This window comes from Bacteroidota bacterium, assembly GCA_016195025.1.
GTDB lineage: Bacteria > Bacteroidota > Bacteroidia > Palsa-948 > Palsa-948 > Palsa-948.
On record JACQAL010000037.1, the window covers coordinates 41,345 to 65,302 of the forward strand.

A 23,958-nucleotide genomic window follows, 5' to 3' on the forward strand; every position below is an offset into this window, starting at 1 on the left:
CGTTTCTCCGCTATGAAATACAGAAAAAAAATTATTTCAGCCGCAGCTTTTTTTCTTTTCATTGGAACTTTTTTATCCTGCACAAAAGAAAACAGATGGGATATGTTAAAAGGTACGGGCGAGCGGATTACCGAAACGCGCGCGCTTCCTTCCTTCACAAAAATTTATTTGACAGATGATATAAACCTTTTCATTCAGCAGGGAAATGAGCAGGAAGTAACTGTGGAAGGAGGAAAAAAACTTCTGCCGCTTGTAAAAACAGAAATCATTGGCGGAGAACTTTACCTGAAAAATGCCAACCGCTGCAAATGGGCGCGCAGTTATAAAAAAGGAGTCATCAACGTGTATCTTACCCTGCCGCGCATTGAAAGCATTTGGAATTACGGCAGCGGAATAATTAAAAGCACCGGCACCATCGCCTGCGATTCGTTGGACATCCGCACTGCAGAATCGGGAGATGTAGAACTTACGGTAAACTCAACGAAAGTAGTTTTTGTAGAGATGAATGGAACCGGAGATATAACACTTCACGGAAAAACCCCGCTCATGGGATTTTTTCATATTGGTGAAGGATTTTTGCACAACGAGGATTTTGAAACCGATTATGCGTGGGGAACATCACAGGCATCGGGCAATGAATACCTGAATGTTCGGAAATCACTTTGGGCAAAAATTGAATGGGCGGGAAATATTTATTACAAAGGCAGTCCTCCATCGGTAGAAGTAAAAATTACCGGAAAGGGAAAAGCAATTGCTGTTAACTAAATGCTCAGAAGTTTATTTTTTTTTCTGAAACTCTCGTTCTACTGGTGGCTTTTTTTCGCGCTGTACCGGCTGATTTTTATTTTGGTTTTTCTTTCACGCATTCCGAAAGGAAAATTTTATGAGGCGCTTATGACATTTTTATATGGACTGCGGCTCGATGCTTCTGCAATTGCGTATCTCATCAGTGTGCCGCTCATACTCTGGAGCATTCAGCAATTTCTGAAAAATAATTTTCTGAACTTAGTGAATCATTATTATAACTTGCTGCTGATTGCGCTGGTTACCATTGTGTGCATTTCAAACATTGCCATGTACAGCGAATGGAACGCGCTGATTAATTACAACACGCTGCATTACCTTTTAGCGCCCGCAAAAATGTTTCCTTATTTAAACACATGGCAAATGGTTGCCGCCCTCATCGGAGTAGTGATTGTCATTGCTGTTTTTGTTTTGCTCTTCCGCGTAATGATATTGATGGTGCTTCCCTACTCCACTTCGAAACCATCACGCAAAGTCATTGTTATTTCCATTGCCGCGCCTGTTATTTTTTTGGTAATGCGCGGAGGCACACAGCAAACGCCCATCAACGAATCGTTTGCCTGCTATTCTGAAAATTTATTTATTGACCACGTGAGCATTAATCCGGTTTGGCATTTGGGGCGCACGGCATTTTTAGGAGTGGAAGAAGAAAAAAAGCCCCAACCCTAAAGGGAGAATTATGAAAAAAAATATTTTCACTTATGTTCCACTGTTTTTATTCTTTCATTTTGTTAACGCACAGGATTCTTCTTATTACGTTTCAAATTTTCTTCGCTACGATGATTTTGTGTATAAAAAAAATATCCGCACCGTGCGGCTCGAGCGTGATGATTATGAATTCACCGCACCCATACTAAAACTCGGCTCGAATGATAAACTCAAACTGCTGTTCGATGACCTGGATAACGATACCAAAACCTACCGATTCACCATTGTTCACTGCGATGCCAACTGGAATCCCACCGACCGCCTGCTTCAATCGGAATACATCACCGGATTTTTTGACGATGGAATTCTCGATTATCAATATTCTAAAAACACGTTGCAGAAATATGTTCACTACGAATTGGTTTTTCCAACGGAAAATCTCAAGCCGGCAAAATCGGGAAATTACATTCTGAAAGTTTTTCTCAATTACGACCCGAACGATGTTGTGCTCACAAAACGATTCATGGTGCTCGATGACCGGCTGAATATTATTCCCGAGGTACATCATCCTTCCATCACGGACAATTATAATTACAAACAGGAAATTGATTTCACCATTCAAACTTCCAATTACCAAATTGTAAATCCTTACCAGGATTTAAAAGTAATGCTCATGCAGAATGATCGCTGGGACAATGCCATTACCAAACTCAAACCGCTTTTTGTAAAAGACAACGAACTCACGTATCACAACGAGCAGGATAATGTTTTTGCCGGAGGAAATGAATTCCGGAACTTCGATATAAAAAGTATTCGCTGGCGCTCGGAGTATGTAAAAAATGTTTGGCAGGATTCTGCGCGCAATTACCACGTGCAACTTTTTCCCGGCAAACGCAGAAATTATCTCGGCTATTTTTCCGACCGCGATTTGAATGGGAAATATAAAATTGTGAGGCAGGAAAGTTCGCCCAATGCCAGCGAATCGGAAGCTGAATATATTTACGTGCATTTCACGCTGCTTATGGATAACCCGGTAACTGACGGAAGCATTTATGTTTTTGGCGCTCTCACCGGCTGGAAATATTCCAACGAATACAAAATGTTTTACAATAAAACGCTGAAGCAGTATGAAGCCACGCTGTATCTCAAACAGGGTTATTACAACTACGAATACGTTTACTTAAACGATGGCGAAAAAACAGGCGATGAAACTTTTGTGGAAGGCACCCACTTTGAAACCGAAAATGATTATGAAATTTATGTTTACTACAAACCGATGACGAGCAATTACGATATGCTGATAGGAATGAAACGGTTTAACTCATGGAAATATTAAAAAGTATAAGAAAAAAAATTCAACGTGGAAATTCATTTAATATATTTCCTTCCTGCTTGCCTTCAGCGTATTCATCAGAAGAGAAGCAATCGTCATTGGCCCCACTCCGCCAGGCACAGGAGTGATGAAAGAACATTTCGGAGCCACTTCATCAAACTTCACATCGCCTAAAAGTTTCCAGCCGGATTTTGTTTGGTCAGATTTCACTCGTGTAATTCCCACATCAATCACCACCGCGCCTTCTTTCACATAATCTGCTGTGAGAAATTCTGCCTTGCCGAGAGCGGCAATAATAATATCTGCACTTTGACAAATTTCTTTCAGGTTTTTTGTTTTGCTGTGTGTGAGTGTAACCGTACAATTTCCGGGATAAGAATTTCTCGCAAGAAGAATGCTCATAGGAGAACCAACGATGTGGCTTCTTCCAATCACTACGCAGTTTTTTCCTTCGGTAGGAATTTTATATCGTTCGATGAGTTGCAAAATCCCAAAAGGAGTTGCGGGAAGATAAGTTGGAAGATTCAAAGCCATTCGTCCCACGTTTGCAGGATGAAATCCATCCACATCTTTTTCGGGAGCGATGGCTTCAATAACTTTTCGTTCAGAAATAGTTGAGGGAAGAGGAAGCTGAACAATAAATCCGTCAATGTCTTTGTCATTATTTAATTCGGAAATCTTTTTCAGCAAATCATTTTCAGAAGTTGTATCGGGCAATCTTACGAGCGTTGATTTGAATCCAACACGCTCGCACGCTTTCACTTTTCCGCCAACATACGTTTCGCTCGCGCCATCATTGCCGACAAGTATTGCTGCGAGGTGGGGAATTTTTTCTCCGGAAGATTTTATCTTCTTTACTTCCTCAGCAATTTCGCTTTGGATTTGTTCTGATATTTTTTTACCGTCAATTATATGCATTTGATTTCCCCCTTAATAAAGGGGGTTAGGGGGTTGTCTGCAATTTATTTTTGATTTCCAATTCTTCAATAAAATCTTCGACTACTCTTATAATATGATGAATCTGGATTTTAATTGATTTATCATCCAATCTTAAAAAAGTAATTCCTAATTTCTCAAGTTCATTCTGTCTTTTCAAATCCTCTTCAGCTTTTTCATTATGGCTACTTCCATCTACTTCGATTGCAAGTTTTAATTTGCTGCAATAAAAATCAACAATATATTTTTTAATCGGCTTCTGACGCATAAATTGATATCCTTTGATTTTTCTTCCTTTCAATTGTTTCCATAATAAAACTTCTGAAAGCGTGCTGTTGTTTCGTAAATCACGAGAGAGTTGCTTTAGATTTGAATTGTAATAGATTTTCATTTTATATTTTCCCACAACCCCCTTTATCCCCCTTTGGTAAGGGGGATAATACATCATCTTGGTTTCGGCATATTTTGCATCATCTTTCTCATCTGGTCTTTGTTGCCCATCATCCGCATCATCTTGCGCATGTCTTCAAATTGTTTCATCAGCCGGTTCACATCTTGAATGGGTCGCCCGCTGCCTTTTGAAATTCTTTGCCTGCGGCTTCCGTTGATTATGTCGGGATTGTTTCTTTCTTTCGGAGTCATTGATTGAATGATGGCTTCAATTCCTTTGAACGCGTCATCGTTGATATCAATATCTTTCATCGCTTTTCCAACTCCGGGAATCATTCCGATTAAATCTTTCATATTGCCCATCTTTTTTATTTGCTGAAGCTGCCCGAGAAAATCATCGAAGTCAAATTTATTCTGCGCGAGTTTCTTCTGAAGTTTTTTTGCTTCTTCTACATTGAACTGCTCCTGCGCTTTTTCAACGAGCGTAACAATATCTCCCATTCCCAAAATTCTATCCGCCATTCTATCCGGATGAAAAACATCAATCGCATCCATCTTTTCGCCCGTTCCAACAAACTTGATTGGCTTGTTCACGACAGATTTTATCGAAAGCGCAGCACCACCACGCGTATCGCCATCTAATTTTGTAAGCACCACTCCATCGAAATTTAATTTATCATTGAAAGCTTTTGCAGTATTCACTGCATCCTGTCCCGTCATTGCATCCACCACAAATAAAATTTCCTGCGGGTCAACGGCTTTTTTCACTGCGGAAATTTCATTCATCATCTGTTCGTCAATCGCAAGGCGGCCGGCAGTGTCAATGATTACAACCGTGTGGTTATTATTTTTTGCAAACTGAATTGCTTTCTTCGCAATGTCAACTGCATTTTTATTTTCCGGTTCGGCAAAAACAGAAACTCCAATCTGCTCTCCTAAAATTTTCAACTGGTCAATCGCAGCAGGGCGGTAAATATCGCAGGCAACAAGCAATGGATTTTTTCCGCGCTTGTTCTTTAAATAGTTTGCAAGTTTTCCGGAGAAAGTTGTTTTGCCCGAACCTTGAAGTCCGCTCATTAAAATCACAGTAGGATTTCCCGTGAGTTTGATTTCTTCGTTCTTCCCGCCCATCAGTTCCGCTAACTCATCGCGGGTGATTTTCGTCATCAATTGTCCGGGAGAAATTGAAGTGAGAACATTTTGACCGAGCGCTTTCTCCCTTACGTTATCGGTAAAAGTTTTTGCTACTTTATAATTCACATCCGCATCGAGCAGCGCTTTACGGATTTCTTTGAGCGTTTCGCTCACGTTTACTTCCGTAATCTTTCCCTGCCCTTTCAGAATTTTAAAGGCGCGTTCTATTTTGTCGGATAAATTTTCAAACATGGTTTCAAAAAATGAAAGGCGAATTTAGGAATTTTATCTGGCGGAAATTTAAGAGATATAATTCCTGTCATGTTTTATACCTTATTATATGCTGAGGAAAGAATATTTCGTTTCTTTTGAAACATTTTGACCTTCAACGAAGTAAACCTATCAGATTTACTGACTTAAACATAAAAGGGATTTACTTTGCAGTCAATTCAGAAAATCAAAATCAGGACATGAAAAAAACGCTCGGGCAAATATTAAAACGCGAACGCAAGAAGCGCAAACTTTCCCAGGAAGAAATTGCAGATAAACTCAACACCGACAAGCAATATATTTCAAACGTTGAGAACGGGCGAAAAAATATCACCATTGAGCAACTCGAATTAATTCTTCTTGCCATCGGTGCCGACCACAAGGATATTTTGAAATTAAAATAGTCCCCGGAATTTTTTTTCTTTTTCTCTAAAATATATTTTCCCTTCATTCGTCTTCATAGGTATGAAAGCCCTTTCGCTTACCTTTGATTCAGTAATGACGCAGACCCAGAACCAATCCATTCAGGAGACGGTGAAAAAGGAAAGCCCGCGCTTGCTGGATTTTATACGCAGGCGCATTCCCAATGCCGATGATGCCGAAGACATTCTGCAGGATGTCTTTTATCAATTGGTGGAAAACACGCGGTTGATGAAACCCATTGAAGATGTTGGCGCATGGCTTTTCACAGTCACCCGCAACAAAATTACCGATTTGTTTCGCAAGAAAAAACCTGAGTCGCTGGAAAAGCAAATGATTCATTCGCACGAAGAGGAAGGCGAAATGCTTAACCTCTCGGATATTCTTCCCGCTAAAAATGATTCACCGGAAAATAAAATGCTTCGTTCGGCTGTGACCGAAGAACTGGAAGATGCGCTGGACGAATTACCGAAAGAACAGCGCGAGGTTTTCATGCTTCACGAAATTGACGGGAAGAGTTTCAGGGAAATTTCTGAACTCACAGGAGAAAGCGTGAATACATTGCTTTCGAGAAAAAGATATGCGGTATTATTTTTAAGAGAACGATTAAAAGAATTATACAAAGAACTACTAAACAACTAAAACAAAAAACTATGAGAAACCATTGGATTAAAAGATGCATCGGCATCGGCATAGCATGTGTGGCAGGCGCGTTCCTGCTCGGCTATGTGGTAATGGCATTATGGAACTGGCTGATGCCTGAACTTTTCGGACTCGGCATGATTACTTACTGGAAAGCATTCGGAATTCTGGTGCTTGCGAAAATTCTTTTCGGAGGATTCAGAGGAAGACACGGATGCGGATGCGGATACGGTGGGCACTGGCGAGGCGGCTGGCACTCACGCTGGAAACAAAAATGGGAAGGCATGAGCGAAGAAGAGCGTGCAAAGTTCCGCAAGTGCTGTGACCCCGATTGCTGTGAACAGGAGGAAAAAAAAGAAATGCTATAATGCATATGGAATAAGGAGTGCTTCTAACTCTGTCAGGCGTTTAAATCCTGACAGGGTTTTTTATCTCATGTTGCCTGCTGAACACATTATCTCCCGCAAAAAAGAAATCTTTCCGTCAATTCCCGTGTTTTAATGTTAGTGAGGTTATAAATGAGAAGGCAATATTAATCCAATACCGAATTTATTTTTTTATTATCGGCTTCTATTTCGTAAAACTTATAGCGGATGCCAATCGTCAACTGCTGAATTCGTCATTGGTCATTCAGCGCATTGCTCTTTAAAAGGTTACTGATGCCATAGCAGAAAACAGCTTCGGCAGAAAAAAGTTTGTTGATGCGAAAGGAGATTCCTATTCGCGGTTCAAAATCATAATCGGCAATATCCAATTTATCCATCTTGGAAGAATAAGAAGCGGAAACAGAATTCTGACTGAATGTTCCGTTTATTTTTCCAACGCTCTGCAACGCAAACAGCGTTTGAACGCCAAGATTAATGTTTACTTTTTTATATGTATAGCCATAGTAAACGGGAATTCCAAGATAACCGATGTATCGCTTATCATCTTCGCTTCTGAAATTGCCGGTTGAATCACGTATCTCCCAATGCTCTTTTCCGCGCACAATTACAATATCTACTTCTGCACCGAGAAATGATTTTCACCTGAACCTCTTTTGATAAAACATTCCTGCTGCTACGCAAGGGCGCAGTAAATCTTTATGAACGGTGAAACTGGGAAGAGAAGAAGTGCTGATTCTGCTCACGCCCGCGCCCGCCTTAAATCCGAAAATAGTTTGTGCAGAAGAAAAAGAAATAAATAAAGACAAACCCGCTGCTGCAAAAAAATATTTCATGGCTGTTACCAAATCACCACCCTTACTGAATCGGCACGGAACATTTTATCTCCTGATTTAATATTGAATGCCTCGTAAAAATCTTTCATATTGCTCAGCGGTCCATCCACGCGAAACTGCGAAGGCGAATGAACATTGGTCATGATTTGATTTGCCAGCGCGGCATCGGTTCGCTGAAACATCCATGAATACGCAAACGAAAGAAAATATCTCTGCGCAGGCGTGAGCCCGTTGATGATTTTATTTTGCTTGTACTGTTCTGTTTTCTTAAACGCCTCAAAACCCATCACCGCACCGCCAAGGTCGGCAATGTTTTCTCCGAGCGTTGCATACCCGCGCACGTGCAAACTATCCAGCACCGTGTAAGCGTTGTATTGCTCCGCTAAAAGTTTTGCGCGCTGAGAAAATTTCACGCTGTCATCTTTCGTCCACCATCCTTTCAGGTTTCCTTCGGCATCGTATTGCCTTCCTTCATCGTCAAAGCCATGCGTGATTTCATGCCCGAAGGTAGAGCCGGCAATCACTCCGTAAATCACCGCATCATCGGGAATTCCGTCAAAGCCCGGGACAATTATGTTGCAGCCAGGAATGCAAATCTCATTGAGCGTTGGCTCGTAGTAGGCGTTGTACGTTTCAGGAGTCATTCCCCATTCGGTGCGGTCAACCGGCTTTCCCCAGTGATTAATCATGTAATCGTAATGCCATTTTGCCGCGCGCATTACGTTTGCGCAATACGTGTTTCGTTCAATCTCCAGCGAAGAAAAATCTTTCCACGTATCAGGCCAGCCGAGTTTCATAGTTACTTTGCTCAATTTGTTAAGCGCTTTCTTCTTTGTGGTGTCGCTCATCCAGTCCAGTTTTTTTATGTGCTCTGCATACACTTCCATTAAATTAGTCGCGAGTTGAATGAATTTATCTTTCGTTTCCTTCGGCAAGTAATTCGCAACATACTCCCGGCTCACAATCTGTTCTAAATTGCTTTCGGTTTCCTCCACTACTCTTTTCCATCTTGGCTTTTGTTCTTTCTGCCCGGAAAGAATTCGGTCATAGAAATTAAAACTTTCGCCTTCAAAACTTTTACTGAGATACGGAGAATAGTTTCGGATAAGATTCCACTTTAAATAAATTTTCCAGTCGGCAATGGAAACTGTTTTCAGCGAAGCATCCACCTGTTTGAAAAACTCCGGTTGCATAACAATGAGCGTATCGCTGTTGGGAATGCCGAAGAGCGCGAGCATTTTTTTCCAATCCACAGCAGGAGAAATTTTATTTATCTCGGCAATGGTCATCTTGTTGTAGTTTTTGTAGGGGTCGCGCAGCGCTTCAATGGTGCGGCTCGCTTTTGCCAGAGAAGTTTCAATAGTCATTATGCTTGTGCTGTTCTTTTCTGCTTCCGTGAAATTATTTCCCATTACCTGAAACATTTTTATAATGTGCTTTACATATTCTTCGCGAATATTTTTTGTGCGCGCATCGTTGTTGAAATAATAATCACGCTCCGGCAAACCAATTCCGCCCTGGCGGATGAACACCGCATACTTAGACGCTAATTTATCATCGCGCGTAACCGTGAAGCCGAACAAAGGATGAACCGACATTGAATGGAGGCGGGCAATGGAAGAAAGCACATCGTCTTTTGTTTTCACTGCGTCAATCTTTTTCAATTCTTCCTCAAGCGGAGTCATTCCAAGTTTTTCAATGGTTGTTGTATCCATGCCGGAGAAAAAGAAATCGCCAATCTTTTGTTTGTTGCTTCCCTTCGTAAGATTTTTTTCTTTCGCGTTTGATTCGCAAATCAGTTTGATTGAATTGTTCACGCTGTCTCTCACTATGAGAAAAATCCCATTGCCTGTTTCGGAAGAAGGAATGGGATTTTGCTTAAACCATTTTCCGTTTGCATACAAATAAAAATCATCTGCCGCGCGAACGCTCGAATCAATATGCTCAACGAGCGGGTCCTTTGATTTTTTTTCTGAGGAGGAATTATTATTCTGACAGGAAGAAAAAATAATTCCTGCAAATAATGCGAGTGTAATGTTTTTCATATTCCGAAATTAAATAAAAAGAGTTGCGGCTACTCCAGCCGACCGATATAATTTTCTTTCTGAAGTTGGTTTAACTTTTCGAATAGCGGCAAGTTGCGCAGTTCTGGTTCTGCTTTATGCTTGTTCACATTCACAATCACAATTTGCCCCTGTTTCTTGCGGAATATTCCTGTGAAATCATAATACGCTGCTATCACGGTAAGTTTTCCATCAGCAATCAACTGCTTGTATTTTTTGCAGGCGATATTCACCTGGTAATCCAGATTTTTTTCAATTACCTGTGCGTGCAGTTTTTCAAAATCAGAAGTATGCGCGTGTTCGTGAATCAGCGGTTTTAAGAAATCAAGTTCGTGCTGAATGTTAAATGTTTCTTCTGAAAACCCTTTGAGGTATGCTTTAATGGCTCCGCAATCGGAATGCCCCATGAAAAGAAGCACGGGAGTTTTCAGGTGGTAAATTCCATAATCAACCGAACCTTCGGTGGATAAAATCTGGTTGCCGATATTCTGAATGGAAAAAATTTTATTCGCAGTATCGGGAAGAAGCGCGTTGAGCGGCACGCGTGAATCCGAACAGGTTACCAGCGTGATGAAAGGCGTTTGCTGCTTTTTGAAAGAGTCAAAATAGTTTTCCTGATGCGCACCTGTAAAGATTTCATTCCCTTCAATTAATTGTGCAATGATGTCGGATGTATTCATCGGTTAAAATATTTTTTCCAAACTTTCCGCCTGCGGCAATAAAAGTTTCGCTCCGTTTTCTGTAATCAGCATTTCATCTTCAATGCGTATTCCGAATTCTCCCGGAATATAAATGCCCGGCTCGTTGCTGAACATATTTCCCGCCTGCAACAATTTTTTATTTCCTCCGACAAGATAATACCATTCATGCCCGTCCATTCCAATTCCGTGACCGAGGCGGTGAGTGAAATAAGTATAGCCGTTTCCGTAGCCGCCTTCAGAAATTATTTTCCGCGCAGCAGCATCTACATTCTCTGCTTCAATTCCCGGCTTGGCAGTTTTCAATGCTTCGTCCTGCGCCTTGCGAACAATCGAAAAAACAGTTTTCATTTTCTCAGTTGGTTTTCCGAAAACGGTGGTGCGCGTGATGTCTGATTCATATCCCTCCACAGAACAGCCGCCATCAATCAGAACAATATCGCCTTGCTTCAATTTATTTTCTTTAACAGTTCCGTGAGGATAAGCCGATGCTTCTCCGAATAAAACCAGCGCACCTCCTTCAACTCCGAATTCTGAAAATAGTTTTGAAACTATTTCTCCGAACTTGCGCTCGCTCATTCCTTCTGTCAGTTTTGTTACGGCAGTTTTATAAACTTCAGCGGTGATGTCATTGGCAATTTGCATGAGTTCTATTTCATGCGCAGATTTTACGCTGCGGCAGCCGGCAGTAACAGTAGTTGCGCTTTGCAAACGCAAAGAAGAAATTGCCTTGCTTATATTTTCAGTTATAACAAACCGTGTGGTTTCTTCCATGCCTAAATTTCCGCTGAGCAAATTATTTTCCGTTAAAACTTTTTTCAGGAGTTCATACGGGCTTTCATTTTCTTCCCATGTAAAAATTTTTGCGCTGCCGGCTTGTTCCTTCGCCCTGCTTTCTTCAAACTTCGGAGAAATAAAAAACGGTTCGCCTTTCTGCGGAAGAATCATGGCAAACAAGCGCTCGCTTCTCCCCCACTTCGCTCCCGTAAAATAATTCAGCGAAGTTCCGCCTTCCATGAGCAGTGCGTCCATTTTATTTTCGAACATAAGTTTGCGTGCGTTTTCAATCCGCTGCAATCTTTCTTCTGCTGTAATTGGTTTTATTCTGTCTGTAATAGATTTTAGTGTTGCAGAAGAAATTTCCGGCAGAGAAAACGAAACAGATGGAACAATTATTCCGAGTGTTGCGGCAGTGCCGGTGGTTTTAATAAAGTTTCTGCGATTCATTAATGAACGAATTAAATCAAATTTCTTCTAACTGATGTAACTTTTCTGCACTTTTTTACGTCAGACGTTCAAAAGAATGTCATAAATAATTTTGTAATTAAAAAATTGGCATTACTTTTGTAAAAACGGAGCAAAACAAAAAATCATTTACAATGAAAACTCTTACATTAATTTTCGCAGTTGCCATGGCAACTTTTTGCATGACGGCTTATGCCCAGCAAAGAACCTCAACTCCTCAGCCGATGCAGATGTCGGCTCCGGTTAAATTTCAAAACTCTCAACCGGCACCTCAGCAAAATTCGCAGAGCACCGCTTCACCGGCTCCTTCGAAAAAAACCGAAGTGAAAAAAGCCGATAAAGAAGAAGCCGCTCCTGCCGTTGACAATAAAATTGCTGTGAGCGATGCCGGAACGCCCGGAGACAAAGCCAACAGCAAAAAAACTTCTCAGCCGGCTGAGAAAAAATCGGCTCCGACTACCGGAGTTTCTCCAAAATAAATTTTCAAACACCAAACTATTTCCATGAAAAATATTTTTCAGGCGGTTGTTATTATTTTTCTTTTTGCACCGCTGTTTTCATTCAGCCAGAATGCGGCAGATAAATTAAAAGAACTCAATACTATTCTTCAGGACGGCTCCAAACCAAAAAGCGAAAGCCAATCCAATCTCGCTGTTTCGGATGAAGGCGCTTCGGGAAGCAAACAAAACTCACCGCAAAAGAAAACCGAAAACCCTGCTAAAAAAAATAGCGGTGCTACGGGAAGTTCAGGCGCGGCCGGGCTTGCTGTTTCAGATGAAGGCGCAACAGGACCTAAAGGAGGAACTAAAACAAACAAAGAAGCATCGGGAACAGGAACATCATCGGGAGAACCAAAGAGCAGCGAAACAAAAACGGTTCAGCCCAAGTAAGAAAATTTGCTTTCAAAATCTTTGAATTGTTGTGCAATCCTGTCTTTTTCCGAAAGGACGGGATTTTTTATTCCCCAGTTTATTCCAATCGCAGCATCATTCCATAAAATTGCATCTTCCGATTCTGTATTATAAACTCCTGAACACTTATACGAAAAAATGGTGTTGTCTTCCAGCACTAAAAAACCGTGGGCAAAACCTTCGGGAATAAACATCATAGTTTTATTTTTTTCCGAAAGAATTTCGGCAACGTATTTTCCATACGTGGGAGAGTTTTTTCGTATGTCAACTGCCGCATCGAGCACAGCTCCTGTGATAACCCGCACAAGTTTTGCCTGCGCATGCGGAGGATTTTGAAAATGCAGCCCGCGCAAAACATCTTTCTGCGAAAGCGATTGGTTATCCTGAACAAATTCTGTTTTTATTCCCTGTTTGTAATAAAATTCTTTATTATAGGATTCAAAAAAATATCCGCGCGCATCTTCAAAAACTTTTGGCTGAATAATGAACAATCCGCTGAGGGAAGTGGGAATCACCTGCATATCAGGAAAAAAATCTTTTGAAGAAGGATTTTTTATTTTGCTTCGTGCCGGGACGGTCTTCGTAATATCCATAGCCCTGTCCATAGCCGTATCCATAGCCATAGCCATAGCCATAATTATATCCGTAGAATTTTCTGTCAATGTCAACGCCATTGAGAATGGCGGAAATTTTTTTGATGCGGTTTTCATTGTAAAGCCGGTCAACATTCTGTGCATAGGCACGCTTGGAATATTCCGAACGGAAAATATAAACCGGATAATCCGCTTTCTGAATTATTGCAACGCCATCGGTAACAAGCCCGACCGGAGGAGTGTCAAGAACTATAAATTCATATTTTGTTCTGAGGTATTTCAGCATATCATCCATTTTACTGCTGATGATTAACTCCGATGGATTGGGAGGAATGGGACCGGCAGTGATGAAGTCAAGATTTTCAAATGAACTATGCTGAACACAATCTTCAAATGAATCTCTTCCGATCAGCAGCGTGCTCATTCCTTTTATATTTTCTGCGCCAAAGCCCAAATGAATTTTTGGTTTGCGCATGTCAAGGTCAATGACAATAACTTTTTTTCCCGCATAGGCAATAATTCCGGCAAGATTAATTGCCACAAAAGTTTTTCCTTCGCCCGAAACGGTGGAAGTTACGGCAAGAATTTTAGAACCCGGCTCATTCGAAATAAACTGAAGATTGGTTCGAATGGAACGGAATGCTTCCGCAATAAGCGATTTGGGATTTTTATCCACCAGTAACTGCGAAACGGGAATATCTTTTTTATACTTCGGAACAATTCCGAGGACGGAAATGGAAGCGCTGGTTATTTTATTTATATCGTTCACCGAATTAATTTCATCGTGCGTAATGTATCGGAAAAAAGTAAGCAGCAACGAAACAAGCAGCGCGGCAAGAATTGCCGAAACGGCTACGGTTGTTTTTTGCGGAGAAACCGGAGTGTTTGGAACAATGGCTTTGTCGAGAATGAGATGCTGCGAAACATTTCCTGCCTGAGAAATTGAATATTCGGTTTTCTTTTCGAGCAGAAGGTTATAAAATTTTTCATTGATGCTAAACAGCCGCTGAAGGCGGGAATATTCCACTTCATCCGAGGGCATGCTGTAAAATTTCGCTTCGAGTTCTTTAACTTTCATATCAAGATTTTCTTTTCGGATTTTTAATTTATCCTTAATGGAACGGATGCTTTCGAGTAAAAACTTTTTCTGAACATTTATCTGGCTGTCAACCGATTTTATTTTTTCACTAGTGGGTGTAACCTGGTATAAAAGTTCTTCCCTGTTTTTCAAAAGGGTTTCCAAGGAAGTTATCTGATTTGTAAGCGCAGTTTCATATTCGATTCCGGTAAGAAGAGAAATTAACTGATACGAATCCAAGTCCTTTTTTTCGTCTATATTTTTTTCCACTTCCGTTAAAACATTTTCTTTGAGTTCAAGAGAGATGAGGTCATCTTCCAGCGTGCTCAAACGCGAACTTTCGGCTTCGCCCATATTTTTTGAATCGTTCACTTTGTTATCTTTTTTGAATGTGTAAATGGAAGTTTCCGCATTGCGAAGCCGTTCATAGACAATGTTCAATTGCTCATCCAGAAAGGCCACAATTTTACGGGCGCTTTCGCCTTTTTTTTCTACATCGTACCGGATGAACTCATTTGCCATTGCGGAAACCACATCGGCAGTTTTTGCTGCGTTGTTATCCTGAAAAGAAATTTCAATGGTCTTGGCGGCATCGTTTAGCAAGCGAACATTGAGTCGGGAAAAATATTCATTGGCAAGCGCATCAAAATCATTTATTGTAAAATAAAATTTATTTTCTTTTACAGCGCCTTCCTGATTTTTTATTTCAGAATAATTATTGACCGTAATAGTGCATTCAAAAGCTTTTGTATAAAATTTTTCTCGTGATTTAAATTTTTGCTCAACTGTTAATCCATCTGCAGGATAATGAATAACTCCACCGTCTGCATTTTCGAAATCAATATAAATTCTTCTTCCATTAATAGAAGGTGATTTAACATTTACATCGGCAGTGTAGGAATTGACAAGATAATGTTCGTTGCTTCTGAAAGTTCCTTCGGCAAAATAAGTAACTCCGAGCGGCAAAGCAGAAAGAGCCCTTCGGAAAAAAACTTTTGCGCGAAGGAGTTCGATGGATTTGGCAATGTCATTCTGATTTTCATACATGTTTTCCACATTCAGGATTTTATTCGCTTCGTTTTCAGAATTCACCTGTAAAACTGTTTTTGATTCAAATACCTGAGGCGTGTAACGTAAATAAAGATAAGCGATGCCGGATGCAAACAGAAAAAAAATAAAAATCCAGAAAAGATTTTTTCGCAGGAGAAAAAAGAAAAGCCCCAGTTCAAAATCGCTGCTGAGTTTTGAAACTCTTTCTTTGTATTGTGAAAAAGAATCGGAAGTTTTACTGAACTGGTCGGATAACATAATTAAAAGATTACGGAGTTTTCTTAATTAACTCGATAAACAGAATAGTGGTGGTAATAAATGAAAGATAGGGAAGAATATTTGCCATGACTTCTTTTCCAATTCTCAGGTGCGGTTCTACATAAATAATATCATTTGCTTGTAAAATAAGGTTAGCTTTTTTTACACCATCGAGCGTGGAAAGGTCAATCAAATAAACTTCCGGGTCTTTCAGATTTCCACGAATAAGTTTCACTTTATATGCTTTACCATTTTCTGAAATTCCACCTGCTGAAGCAAGCCCTTCCATTAAGGTTGTATTTTCATTTTGAAGAGGCACTACCAGGGCAGCACCAGCCGCACCCGGAAAAATAATTACTCTGCGATTTGTAACTTCAAGAAGTACAAACGGCTTATTATAGAATGCAGAATATTTTTCTTCCAGAAAAGATTCTGCTTCACGCACAGTCATTCCCTGAAGATTAATTCTCCCTAAGACGGGAAATTTTACCGCACCATCAAATTCAACTTTATAGGTGAGGGAACTTTTTACAGTACGAGTCCCACCTCCGCCAGTTGTTGTTGTGCTTTGTTCACCCAATAAAGTTGTCAAATCAACTAATTTAAACCCGTCATTTGTATAAATATTAAAACTCAATTCATCATTTTTTGAAATTTTATAAACGGCAGGCGGCTCAGTTGAAAAAGTATTATACTTAAAATCTTTTCCTGTCTTTAACATTACACTCGGATTAAGGGAGCGGCAGGCGGATAAGAAAACTGCAACCGCAATAAAAAAAACAATAACGATTCGTTTCATACTATGTGTAATTTCAGGATGGTAAAGTTATTAAAATATGCGGAACAAAATTATTTTAGAAGTTGCGTATAGAGTAATTTCATGTCATTCACAAGCCGTGAGTAACTGAATTTATCTTTCACAAAATCCCAGCCGCCTCTACCCATTTCACTCCGCAAATTATCGTTATCAACCAAACGAAGCAGGTTATCAAAATATTTTTGTTCATCTGAAATTTCGGAAAGCAAGGCGGTGTTATTTGGAACTACAGCGTTTTCAATTCCACCAACGCTTGTAGAAACAATCGGGCGATTTGCCGCTTGTGCTTCAATCAAACTCACAGGCGTTCCTTCATTAAAAGAAGTAAGGCAAACAATATCCAATCCGGGATAAATTTTATCCACGTTTTTTTCCCAGGAAGTAAATAGAATGTTTTCTTTTATGCCAAGTTCTTTTGCTTTTTCTTCAAGAAAATTTCTTTCTTCGCCATCTCCAATTAGGAAGCCAAGGATTTTTTTCGAAGAATTTTCTTTTAGATATTTTATTGCGTACAAAAACAAAGAATGATTTTTTACCGGCACCAATCTTCCCACAATTCCAATGGCGATTTCATTTTCTGAAAGATTATATTTCGCTCTGAAATTTTTTCTTTTCATTTCTATATTCTCATGAAAACGGTTCAAATCAAACCCAAGTGGAACTACATGCACTTTTTCAGAAGAACATATTTTATGCTCTTCAACTAATTCCTGTTTTTGCTTTTCACTTAGTGCACTTATTGCTGAAGTTTTTTTTGCAAGTTTTCTTTCAATATTTTTATAGAAAAGAGTTTTAATTCCTCCAAAATAAGAATGAAAAACATGTCCATGAAAAGTGTGAACAGTTACCGGAACCTTGCATGAAAATGCCGCTTGCCTTCCAAGCGCGCCTGCTTTTGCCGCATGCGTATGAACAATGTGCGGTTGAAATTCCCGAATACTATTTTTTATCTTATGATACGCTGCAAAATCATTGATTGGATTTATTGAGCGTTTCATTTCGGGAATGATTTGATAATTCAGACCGAGATTTTTCAAAATAAATTCTGAACTTTCTTCGGTTTCATCTTTCATTCCGCCAATAAGAAGCGTTTCAAAATCAGGAGAAAGATATTTGGTAAGATAGGCGGCATTGTAAGTTGGCCCTCCCAGATTAAAACGATTTACTATGCGCAGAATCCTTGGCATATTTGAATTCAAAGTTAATTGATTTGGCTATACTTGCGTAAATGAAACTACACCGCAATACTGTTGATGCTATTTTAAATTCGTTGCACGAAATTTTTTCTGAGAATAAATACGCGGACAAAGTAATTGAGCGCATTTTGAAAACCAATCCGAAATGGGGTAGCCGCGACAGAAAATTTATTGCCGAAACAATTTATGATATTGTAAGATGGTATCGTTTGTTGGTTTATTCTCTTCCTTATAAAGAAGTTGATTATGAAAAAATTTTTTCTGCATACTGTGCGCTGAAAGGTATAAAAGAAGACAAAATAATTTCAGAAAAATTGGAAGGAGCGAAATCCATTCGCAAAATTCGAGAATCAATTCCCGATTGGATGGATGAACTTGGCGTAAAAGAATTGGGAGAAGAGAAATGGGAAAAAGAAATTCATGCACTGAACGAGGAAGCGAAAGTAGTTCTTCGCGCAAACACACTGAAAACTTCCAGGGAAGAACTTCAAAAAATTCTTCTTGCAGAAAATATTGATACAGAAGTTTCGGAAAATTATCCTTCGGCATTAATTCTAAAAAAGCGGCAGAATATTTTTTCTTTACAATCGTTTAGAGATGGATTGTTTGAAGTGCAGGATGCTGCTTCGCAGATGGTTGCACCTTTTCTCGATTCAAAAGAAGGCATGCGAGTGATTGATGCTTGTGCTGGTGCAGGAGGAAAAACTCTTCACCTTGCCGCATTAATGAACAATAAAGGAAAAATAATTGCGTTAGATACCGAACAGTGGAAACTTGATGAACTAAAAAAAAGAGCAAGGCGCGCGGGCGCAAATAATATTGAACCGCGATTGATTGATTCGTCAAAAACAATTAAACGTATGGAAAATTCTGCCGATAGGTTATTGCTTGATGTGCCATGCTCCGGGCTTGGAGTGCTGAAAAGAAATCCTGACGCTAAGTGGAAATTGACTATGGAATTTATTGAAAAGATAAAACTGATTCAGCAAAAAATTCTGAATGATTACTCCATAATGCTAAAAGAAAAAGGCATTCTGGTTTATTCAACTTGCAGTATTCTCTCCTCTGAAAATGAAAAACAAATTGAAAAATTTTTAATGGAAAGAAAAAATGAATTTTGTTTGATGGAACAAAAAACAATTTATCCAAGCGAGGGCTTTGATGGGTTTTTCATGGCGAAAATTCAAAGAACAGGTAGTAATAATTATTTCGGTTTCTGATTTGTCTTTTTTATTCAAAACATTATGAACATTTTCAGGTTGAAAAAAATGATTATATTCAAAAGAGGTTATACGGCACGAAAAGTACATTTGACCTATTGAATAATAATTATTTTTGAATATCGTAACATTTCGCATAGAGAATCGTTAAACTACTAGAAACACTATGGAATCAAAATTCTCACAGCGCGTAAAAGATGTTCTGAGTTTCAGCCGCGAAGAAGCGCTGCGACTTGGACATACTTATATAGGTCCCGAACATCTCCTTCTCGGAATGATTCGCGAAGGAACAGGAATGGCAATAAAAATTCTGAAGGAACTAAATGTGGATTTATCGGCACTCAGAAAAGAACTCGAAATATCCATTGCGACTCCCGGCAAGAAAAGCACTTTCAAATTGCAAAACGTTCAACTCGTAAAACAGGCGGAGCGGGCAATTAAGTTCACACATCTCGAAGCAAGAGAACTAAAAAGCAATGTGATAGGAACGGAACATTTATTGTTAGCTATATTAAAGGATAACGACAGCATAGCAACCAAATCGCTTCACAAGTTCAATATTGACTATGAAGCGATAAAAGATAAAATAGAAGAAATGAATTCAGACGAAAAATTATTTGACCCAAAAGCGGAATTTCCCACGCAGGCAGATGATGACGATGATGACGCAACGTCCTACGGCAATGCTCCCAAGAAAGGCGGAGAAGCCCGTTCTAAAACTCCTGTGCTCGATAATTTCGGAAGGGATTTAACCAAAGCGGCAGAAGAAGGAAAACTTGACCCGATTGTGGGAAGAGAAAAAGAAATTGAGCGCGTGTCTCAAATTCTCAGCCGCAGAAAGAAAAACAATCCCATTCTCATAGGAGAACCGGGCGTTGGTAAATCAGCAATTGTAGAAGGGCTCGCGCTGCGAATTGTTCAGCGAAAAGTTTCGCGCGTGCTCTTCAACAAACGAGTTGTGATGCTCGACCTTGCATCACTGGTAGCGGGGACTAAATATCGCGGTCAGTTTGAAGAACGCGTAAAAGCAGTGATGAATGAACTGGAGAAATCTCCGGATGTCATTCTTTTCATTGACGAGATTCATACAATCATTGGTGCAGGTGGAGCTTCGGGTTCGCTTGATGCTTCCAATATGTTCAAGCCCGCTCTTGCGCGAGGAGAAATTCAGTGCATTGGTGCAACTACGCTTGATGAATATCGCCAGTACATTGAAAAAGACGGAGCGCTCGACAGAAGATTTCAGCGCGTGATGGTTGATCCTACTTCCGCAGATGAAACAATTCAGATACTTCATAATATAAAAGGTAAGTACGAAGACCATCATAACGTAACGTATACCGATGACGCAATTAAAGCTTGCGTCAACCTGACTGTGCGTTATATGTCAGACCGTCATTTACCTGACAAAGCGATTGATGCGCTCGATGAATCCGGTTCAAGAATTCATATCACAAACATTTCTGTTCCGAAAAATGTTTTGGAGATTGAAAAAAAGATGGAAGAAATCAAGGACGAAAAAAATAAAGTGGTGAAGAGCCAGAAGTTTGAAGAAGCAGCGCGCCTTCGCGATATTGAAAGACAATTACTCGAACAATTAGATGTAGCAAAAAAATCCTGGGAAGAAGAAACTAAAACTCACCGTCAGGTTGTAACGGAAGAAAATGTTGCCGAAGTGGTGGCGATGATGACCGGAGTTCCTGTTCAGCGGATTGCGCAGAGCGAAAGTTCCCGCTTGGTGAATATGAATGAATCGCTGCAGGGAAAAGTCATTGGTCAGCAGGAAGCGATTAAAAAAGTAGTGAAAGCAATTCAGCGCAACCGCGCAGGATTAAAAGACCCGAACAAACCAATCGGCTCATTTATTTTTCTTGGACCAACAGGCGTTGGAAAAACACAATTGGCAAAAGAACTCGCAAAATATTTATTCGACAGCGAAGATTCTCTGATTCGAATTGACATGAGCGAATACATGGAAAAGTTTGCTGTGTCGCGTTTAATTGGCGCGCCTCCCGGATATATTGGCTATGAAGAAGGCGGACAACTCACCGAAAAAGTAAGGCGCAAGCCCTACTCTATTGTTCTGCTCGATGAAATTGAAAAAGCACATCCGGATGTTTTCAATCTTCTGCTGCAAGTTTTAGATGACGGACAACTCACCGATTCCCTCGGAAGAAAAGTTGATTTCAAAAATGCGATTATCATCATGACTTCAAATATCGGCACGCGCCAGTTAAAAGATTTCGGACAAGGAGTTGGATTCACCACCGCTGCAAAAGCTGCCATTGCCGATGAACATTCAAAAACTGTGATTGAAGGTGCATTGAAAAAATCCTTCGCTCCTGAATTTTTAAACCGCATTGATGATGTGGTAGTGTTCAACGCGCTGAACAAAGAACACATTCACGAAATCATTGACATCGAACTTGAAAAACTTTTCAAGCGTGTGAACGCACTCAACTATCAGATTAAAGTTACCGAGCCCGCAAAAGATTTTATTGTGGACAAAGGATTTGATTCGCAATATGGCGCTCGTCCGCTCAAACGCGCCATTCAAAAATACATTGAAGACCCGCTTGCAGAAGAAATCATCAAAGCAGGCGCAGCCGAAGGCGACACGATTGAGATTGACCATGAGAAAAATGCCGAAGAAGTTTTTATCAAAGTGATTAAGCCGAAAGAAAAGAAAGCGAAGAAGAAAGAAGAATAACATTTGGCAGTTTCATTTAAAAAAAGGCGGAGGAAAAATCTTCTGCCTTTTTTATTTCTTCCTTTTTGTAAATTCGTATAGCATCAATCATGAAATTCAATTTAACATCCGCATTCTCCCCCACAGGCGACCAGCCCGAAGCGATTAAGCAATTGGTAAAAGGATTGCAAGACACAATGCCTTTTCAAACTTTGCTTGGCGTAACCGGTTCGGGAAAAACTTTTACGATTGCAAATGTGATTCAGCAGGTGGAAAGACCAACGCTTGTTCTTTCGCATAACAAAACCCTCGCAGCGCAACTTTACGGAGAGTTTAAAGAATTTTTTCCAAAGAATGCAGTAGAGTTTTTCGTTTCTTACTATGACTATTATCAGCCAGAAGCTTTTATTCCCACCACAAATACATATATTGAAAAAGATTTACAGATAAACGATGAGATAGAAAAACTTCGCCTGAGCACAACTTCCGCACTTCTTTCCGGCAGAAGAGATGTGATTGTAATTTCATCCGTGAGTTGCATTTATGGAATCGGAAACCCTGCGGAGTTTCATAAAAATATTATTCCTGTAAAAGTCAAGCAGAAAATTTCCCGCAATAAATTTCTTCATCAGTTAGTAGCTTCTCTTTACTCCCGAACTGAAATGGAATTTCAGAGAGGAAACTTCAGAGTGAAGGGCGATACGGTGGACGTAAATCTTGCTTATGCGGATTATTCCGTTCGCATTTTATTTTTCGGTGATGAGATTGAAGAGATTTCCACGTTTGAATCTTCTACCGGAAGAATGCTGGAGAAGTTCGACAGCTTTATAATTTATCCCGCAAATATTTTTGTCACTTCTCCCGACACAATTAATCAAGCCATTGCAAACATTCAACTTGATTTGGGAAAGCAGGTGGATTACTATACTGAAATCGGAAAAAGGGAAGAAGCAAAAAGATTATATGACCGCACCACGCACGATGTGGAGATGATGAAAGAACTTGGCTACTGTTCAGGAATTGAAAATTACTCCAGATATTTTGACGGACGAAAACCCGGCTCGCGACCATTTTGTTTGCTCGATTATTTTCCAAAAGATTTTGTGATGGTGATTGACGAAAGCCACGCAACCATTCCGCAGATTCACGCAATGTACGGAGGCGACCGCTCGCGCAAAGAAGTTTTGGTGGAATACGGATTTCGTCTTCCTGCCGCTATGGACAATCGCCCGCTGAAGTTTGAAGAGTTTGAATCGCTTCTGTACCAGGTAATTTTTTGCAGCGCCACTCCTTCGGAATTTGAATTGCAAAAGTCGGAAGGAATAATTGTGGAGCAATTAATCCGCCCGACAGGTTTGCTTGACCCGATGATTGAAATTCGCCCAACACAAAATCAGATTGATGATTTGCTGGAAGAAGTAAGAATTGTTTCCGAGCGCGATGAACGAGTTCTTGTTACAACTCTTACAAAAAGAATGGCAGAAGAACTTGCAAAATATTTGGCGAATGCAGGCGTGCGCTGCCGTTACATTCATTCGGATATTGATACAATGGAACGCGTGGAAATTCTCCGCGACTTGCGTTTGGGTTTGTTCGATGTGCTCGTTGGAATAAATCTTTTGCGCGAAGGGTTGGATTTGCCCGAAGTTTCGCTCGTTGCCATTCTTGATGCCGACAAAGAAGGATTTCTCCGCTCTGAACGTTCGCTGGTTCAGGTTGTCGGGCGCGCTGCGAGAAATGTAAATGGAAAAGTAATTATGTATGCCGATAAAGTTACCGACTCCATGCAAAAGACGATGGACGAAACCACGCGCAGAAGAAAAAAACAAATTCAATATAACTACGAACACAACATTAAGCCGCAGTCAATCGTAAAAGCGAAAAATACAACTTCTATTCTTGGCGGGAGTTCAGCTATGAAATACGCTTACGTTGAAAAAGAAACTCTGGATTATGCCGCAGACCCGGTTACGCAATACATGACGCAGGAACAAATTCAAAAAGCAATTGACAAACTGCGAAAAGAAATTACCCGCGCTGCAAAAGAAATGGATTTTATGGAAGCCGCACGGTTGCGAGATGAATTATTTGCGATGGAAAAGAAACTGAAGAAGTGAATTCTGTTCACTTCACCACCACCATTTTCTTTGAAACAATTCCCGCTGCGGTTTTCAGTTGAAGCAAATAAATTCCTGTTTCTATATTATTTAAATTCATTTGGAATACATTTGTGCCAGCATTGCAGTTTATTTCCTTGTTCACAACCTTTCTTCCCTGCACATCCAGAATATCAACCTGCAGAGGATTGTTTTCTGGAATTGAAATTATTCCTTTGAGAATATTA

General features: G+C 40.1%; 24 protein-coding genes. 11 read left to right on the plus strand and 13 right to left on the minus strand.

Going from position 1 to position 23,958, the window contains the following annotated elements:
- Positions 1 to 12 precede the first annotated feature (12 nt).
- Genes HY063_07585 through HY063_07595 form a run of 3 tightly spaced genes read left to right on the plus strand, consistent with a single transcriptional unit; the run spans position 13 to position 2,788 of the window.
- Positions 13 to 765, plus strand: a complete 753-nt coding sequence (locus tag HY063_07585) for a DUF2807 domain-containing protein (GenBank protein ID MBI3501640.1) — start codon at positions 13 to 15, stop codon at positions 763 to 765.
- On the plus strand, positions 766 to 1,473 hold the full coding sequence (locus HY063_07590; GenBank protein MBI3501641.1) for a hypothetical protein: 708 nt from the start codon (positions 766 to 768) through the stop codon (positions 1,471 to 1,473).
- A 10-nt stretch (positions 1,474 to 1,483) separates the two neighbouring features.
- Entirely contained in the window at positions 1,484 to 2,788 is a 1,305-nt protein-coding gene (locus HY063_07595; protein ID MBI3501642.1) for a DUF5103 domain-containing protein, read from the plus strand.
- Positions 2,789 to 2,824: 36 nt separating this feature from the next.
- Here the strand turns inward: HY063_07595 and folD are convergent, their stop codons facing one another.
- Genes folD through ffh form a run of 3 tightly spaced genes read right to left on the minus strand, consistent with a single transcriptional unit; the run spans position 2,825 to position 5,497 of the window.
- A complete protein-coding gene (folD, locus tag HY063_07600) occupies positions 2,825 to 3,703 on the minus strand; it encodes a bifunctional methylenetetrahydrofolate dehydrogenase/methenyltetrahydrofolate cyclohydrolase FolD (GenBank protein MBI3501643.1) in 879 nt (292 codons plus the stop codon).
- Between the two features lie 25 nt (positions 3,704 to 3,728).
- Complete coding sequence (locus HY063_07605) at positions 3,729 to 4,112, minus strand: endonuclease domain-containing protein (protein MBI3501644.1); 384 nt, start codon at positions 4,110 to 4,112, stop codon at positions 3,729 to 3,731.
- Positions 4,113 to 4,165: 53 nt separating this feature from the next.
- Positions 4,166 to 5,497: a signal recognition particle protein gene (gene ffh / locus HY063_07610; GenBank protein ID MBI3501645.1), complete on the minus strand. Its 1,332-nt coding sequence runs from the start codon at positions 5,495 to 5,497 to the stop codon at positions 4,166 to 4,168.
- 218 nt (positions 5,498 to 5,715) lie between these two features.
- Between ffh and HY063_07615 the strand changes: the two genes are divergently transcribed.
- The 3 genes from HY063_07615 to HY063_07625 all read left to right on the plus strand — a co-directional run bounded on the left by HY063_07615 (position 5,716) and on the right by HY063_07625 (position 6,945).
- Positions 5,716 to 5,919, plus strand: coding sequence for a helix-turn-helix transcriptional regulator (locus HY063_07615; GenBank protein MBI3501646.1), 204 nt, complete (start codon positions 5,716 to 5,718; stop codon positions 5,917 to 5,919).
- Positions 5,920 to 6,013: 94 nt separating this feature from the next.
- On the plus strand, positions 6,014 to 6,577 hold the full coding sequence (locus HY063_07620) for a sigma-70 family RNA polymerase sigma factor (GenBank protein ID MBI3501647.1): 564 nt from the start codon (positions 6,014 to 6,016) through the stop codon (positions 6,575 to 6,577).
- Positions 6,578 to 6,588: 11 nt separating this feature from the next.
- Positions 6,589 to 6,945 (plus strand): hypothetical protein, encoded by a 357-nt coding sequence (locus HY063_07625; protein ID MBI3501648.1) that lies wholly within the window; start codon positions 6,589 to 6,591, stop codon positions 6,943 to 6,945.
- A 251-nt stretch (positions 6,946 to 7,196) separates the two neighbouring features.
- On the opposite strand, the gene HY063_07630 is transcribed toward HY063_07625, so the two are convergent.
- From HY063_07630 to HY063_07650, 5 genes are read right to left on the minus strand one after another with little or no spacing between them, the layout of a single operon-like run.
- Positions 7,197 to 7,565, minus strand: coding sequence for an outer membrane beta-barrel protein (locus HY063_07630; GenBank protein MBI3501649.1), 369 nt, complete (start codon positions 7,563 to 7,565; stop codon positions 7,197 to 7,199).
- A 36-nt stretch (positions 7,566 to 7,601) separates the two neighbouring features.
- Complete coding sequence (locus HY063_07635) at positions 7,602 to 7,796, minus strand: hypothetical protein (protein ID MBI3501650.1); 195 nt, start codon at positions 7,794 to 7,796, stop codon at positions 7,602 to 7,604.
- A gap of 5 nt (positions 7,797 to 7,801) precedes the next feature.
- Positions 7,802 to 9,841, minus strand: coding sequence for a M13 family metallopeptidase (locus tag HY063_07640; GenBank protein ID MBI3501651.1), 2,040 nt, complete (start codon positions 9,839 to 9,841; stop codon positions 7,802 to 7,804).
- A gap of 29 nt (positions 9,842 to 9,870) precedes the next feature.
- The gene (locus HY063_07645; GenBank protein MBI3501652.1) at positions 9,871 to 10,539 is read right to left on the minus strand and encodes a hypothetical protein; all 669 of its coding nucleotides are present in this window, start codon (positions 10,537 to 10,539) and stop codon (positions 9,871 to 9,873) included.
- Positions 10,540 to 10,542: 3 nt separating this feature from the next.
- Entirely contained in the window at positions 10,543 to 11,784 is a 1,242-nt protein-coding gene (locus tag HY063_07650; protein ID MBI3501653.1) for an aminopeptidase P family protein, read from the minus strand.
- A 152-nt stretch (positions 11,785 to 11,936) separates the two neighbouring features.
- Between HY063_07650 and HY063_07655 the strand changes: the two genes are divergently transcribed.
- Together HY063_07655 and HY063_07660 are read left to right on the plus strand one after the other, a co-directional pair.
- Complete coding sequence (locus HY063_07655; GenBank protein MBI3501654.1) at positions 11,937 to 12,281, plus strand: hypothetical protein; 345 nt, start codon at positions 11,937 to 11,939, stop codon at positions 12,279 to 12,281.
- Between the two features lie 24 nt (positions 12,282 to 12,305).
- Positions 12,306 to 12,692, plus strand: a complete 387-nt coding sequence (locus HY063_07660) for a hypothetical protein (GenBank protein ID MBI3501655.1) — start codon at positions 12,306 to 12,308, stop codon at positions 12,690 to 12,692.
- Here the strand turns inward: HY063_07660 and rfbC are convergent.
- From rfbC to HY063_07680, 4 genes are read right to left on the minus strand one after another with little or no spacing between them, the layout of a single operon-like run.
- Entirely contained in the window at positions 12,680 to 13,234 is a 555-nt protein-coding gene (gene rfbC / locus HY063_07665) for a dTDP-4-dehydrorhamnose 3,5-epimerase (protein MBI3501656.1), read from the minus strand. The genes HY063_07660 and rfbC overlap by 13 nt on opposite strands.
- Before the next feature lies 1 nt (position 13,235).
- A complete protein-coding gene (locus HY063_07670) occupies positions 13,236 to 15,692 on the minus strand; it encodes a polysaccharide biosynthesis tyrosine autokinase (GenBank protein ID MBI3501657.1) in 2,457 nt (818 codons plus the stop codon).
- Between the two features lie 10 nt (positions 15,693 to 15,702).
- On the minus strand, positions 15,703 to 16,491 hold the full coding sequence (locus tag HY063_07675) for a polysaccharide biosynthesis/export family protein (protein MBI3501658.1): 789 nt from the start codon (positions 16,489 to 16,491) through the stop codon (positions 15,703 to 15,705).
- Positions 16,492 to 16,541: 50 nt separating this feature from the next.
- A complete protein-coding gene (locus tag HY063_07680; GenBank protein ID MBI3501659.1) occupies positions 16,542 to 17,696 on the minus strand; it encodes a glycosyltransferase in 1,155 nt (384 codons plus the stop codon).
- 41 nt (positions 17,697 to 17,737) lie between these two features.
- Here HY063_07680 and HY063_07685 point away from each other — a divergent pair, with 41 nt between their 5' ends.
- The 3 genes from HY063_07685 (at position 17,738) to uvrB (ending at position 23,731) form a co-directional block, all read left to right on the plus strand.
- The gene (locus HY063_07685; protein ID MBI3501660.1) at positions 17,738 to 18,925 is read left to right on the plus strand and encodes a methyltransferase domain-containing protein; all 1,188 of its coding nucleotides are present in this window, start codon (positions 17,738 to 17,740) and stop codon (positions 18,923 to 18,925) included.
- A 166-nt stretch (positions 18,926 to 19,091) separates the two neighbouring features.
- Complete coding sequence (locus HY063_07690) at positions 19,092 to 21,635, plus strand: ATP-dependent Clp protease ATP-binding subunit (protein MBI3501661.1); 2,544 nt, start codon at positions 19,092 to 19,094, stop codon at positions 21,633 to 21,635.
- An 89-nt stretch (positions 21,636 to 21,724) separates the two neighbouring features.
- Positions 21,725 to 23,731 (plus strand): excinuclease ABC subunit UvrB, encoded by a 2,007-nt coding sequence (gene uvrB / locus HY063_07695; GenBank protein MBI3501662.1) that lies wholly within the window; start codon positions 21,725 to 21,727, stop codon positions 23,729 to 23,731.
- 7 nt (positions 23,732 to 23,738) lie between these two features.
- Here uvrB and HY063_07700 read toward each other — a convergent pair.
- A partial coding sequence (locus HY063_07700; GenBank protein MBI3501663.1) for a T9SS type A sorting domain-containing protein occupies positions 23,739 to 23,958 on the minus strand: 220 nt, incomplete at its 5' end.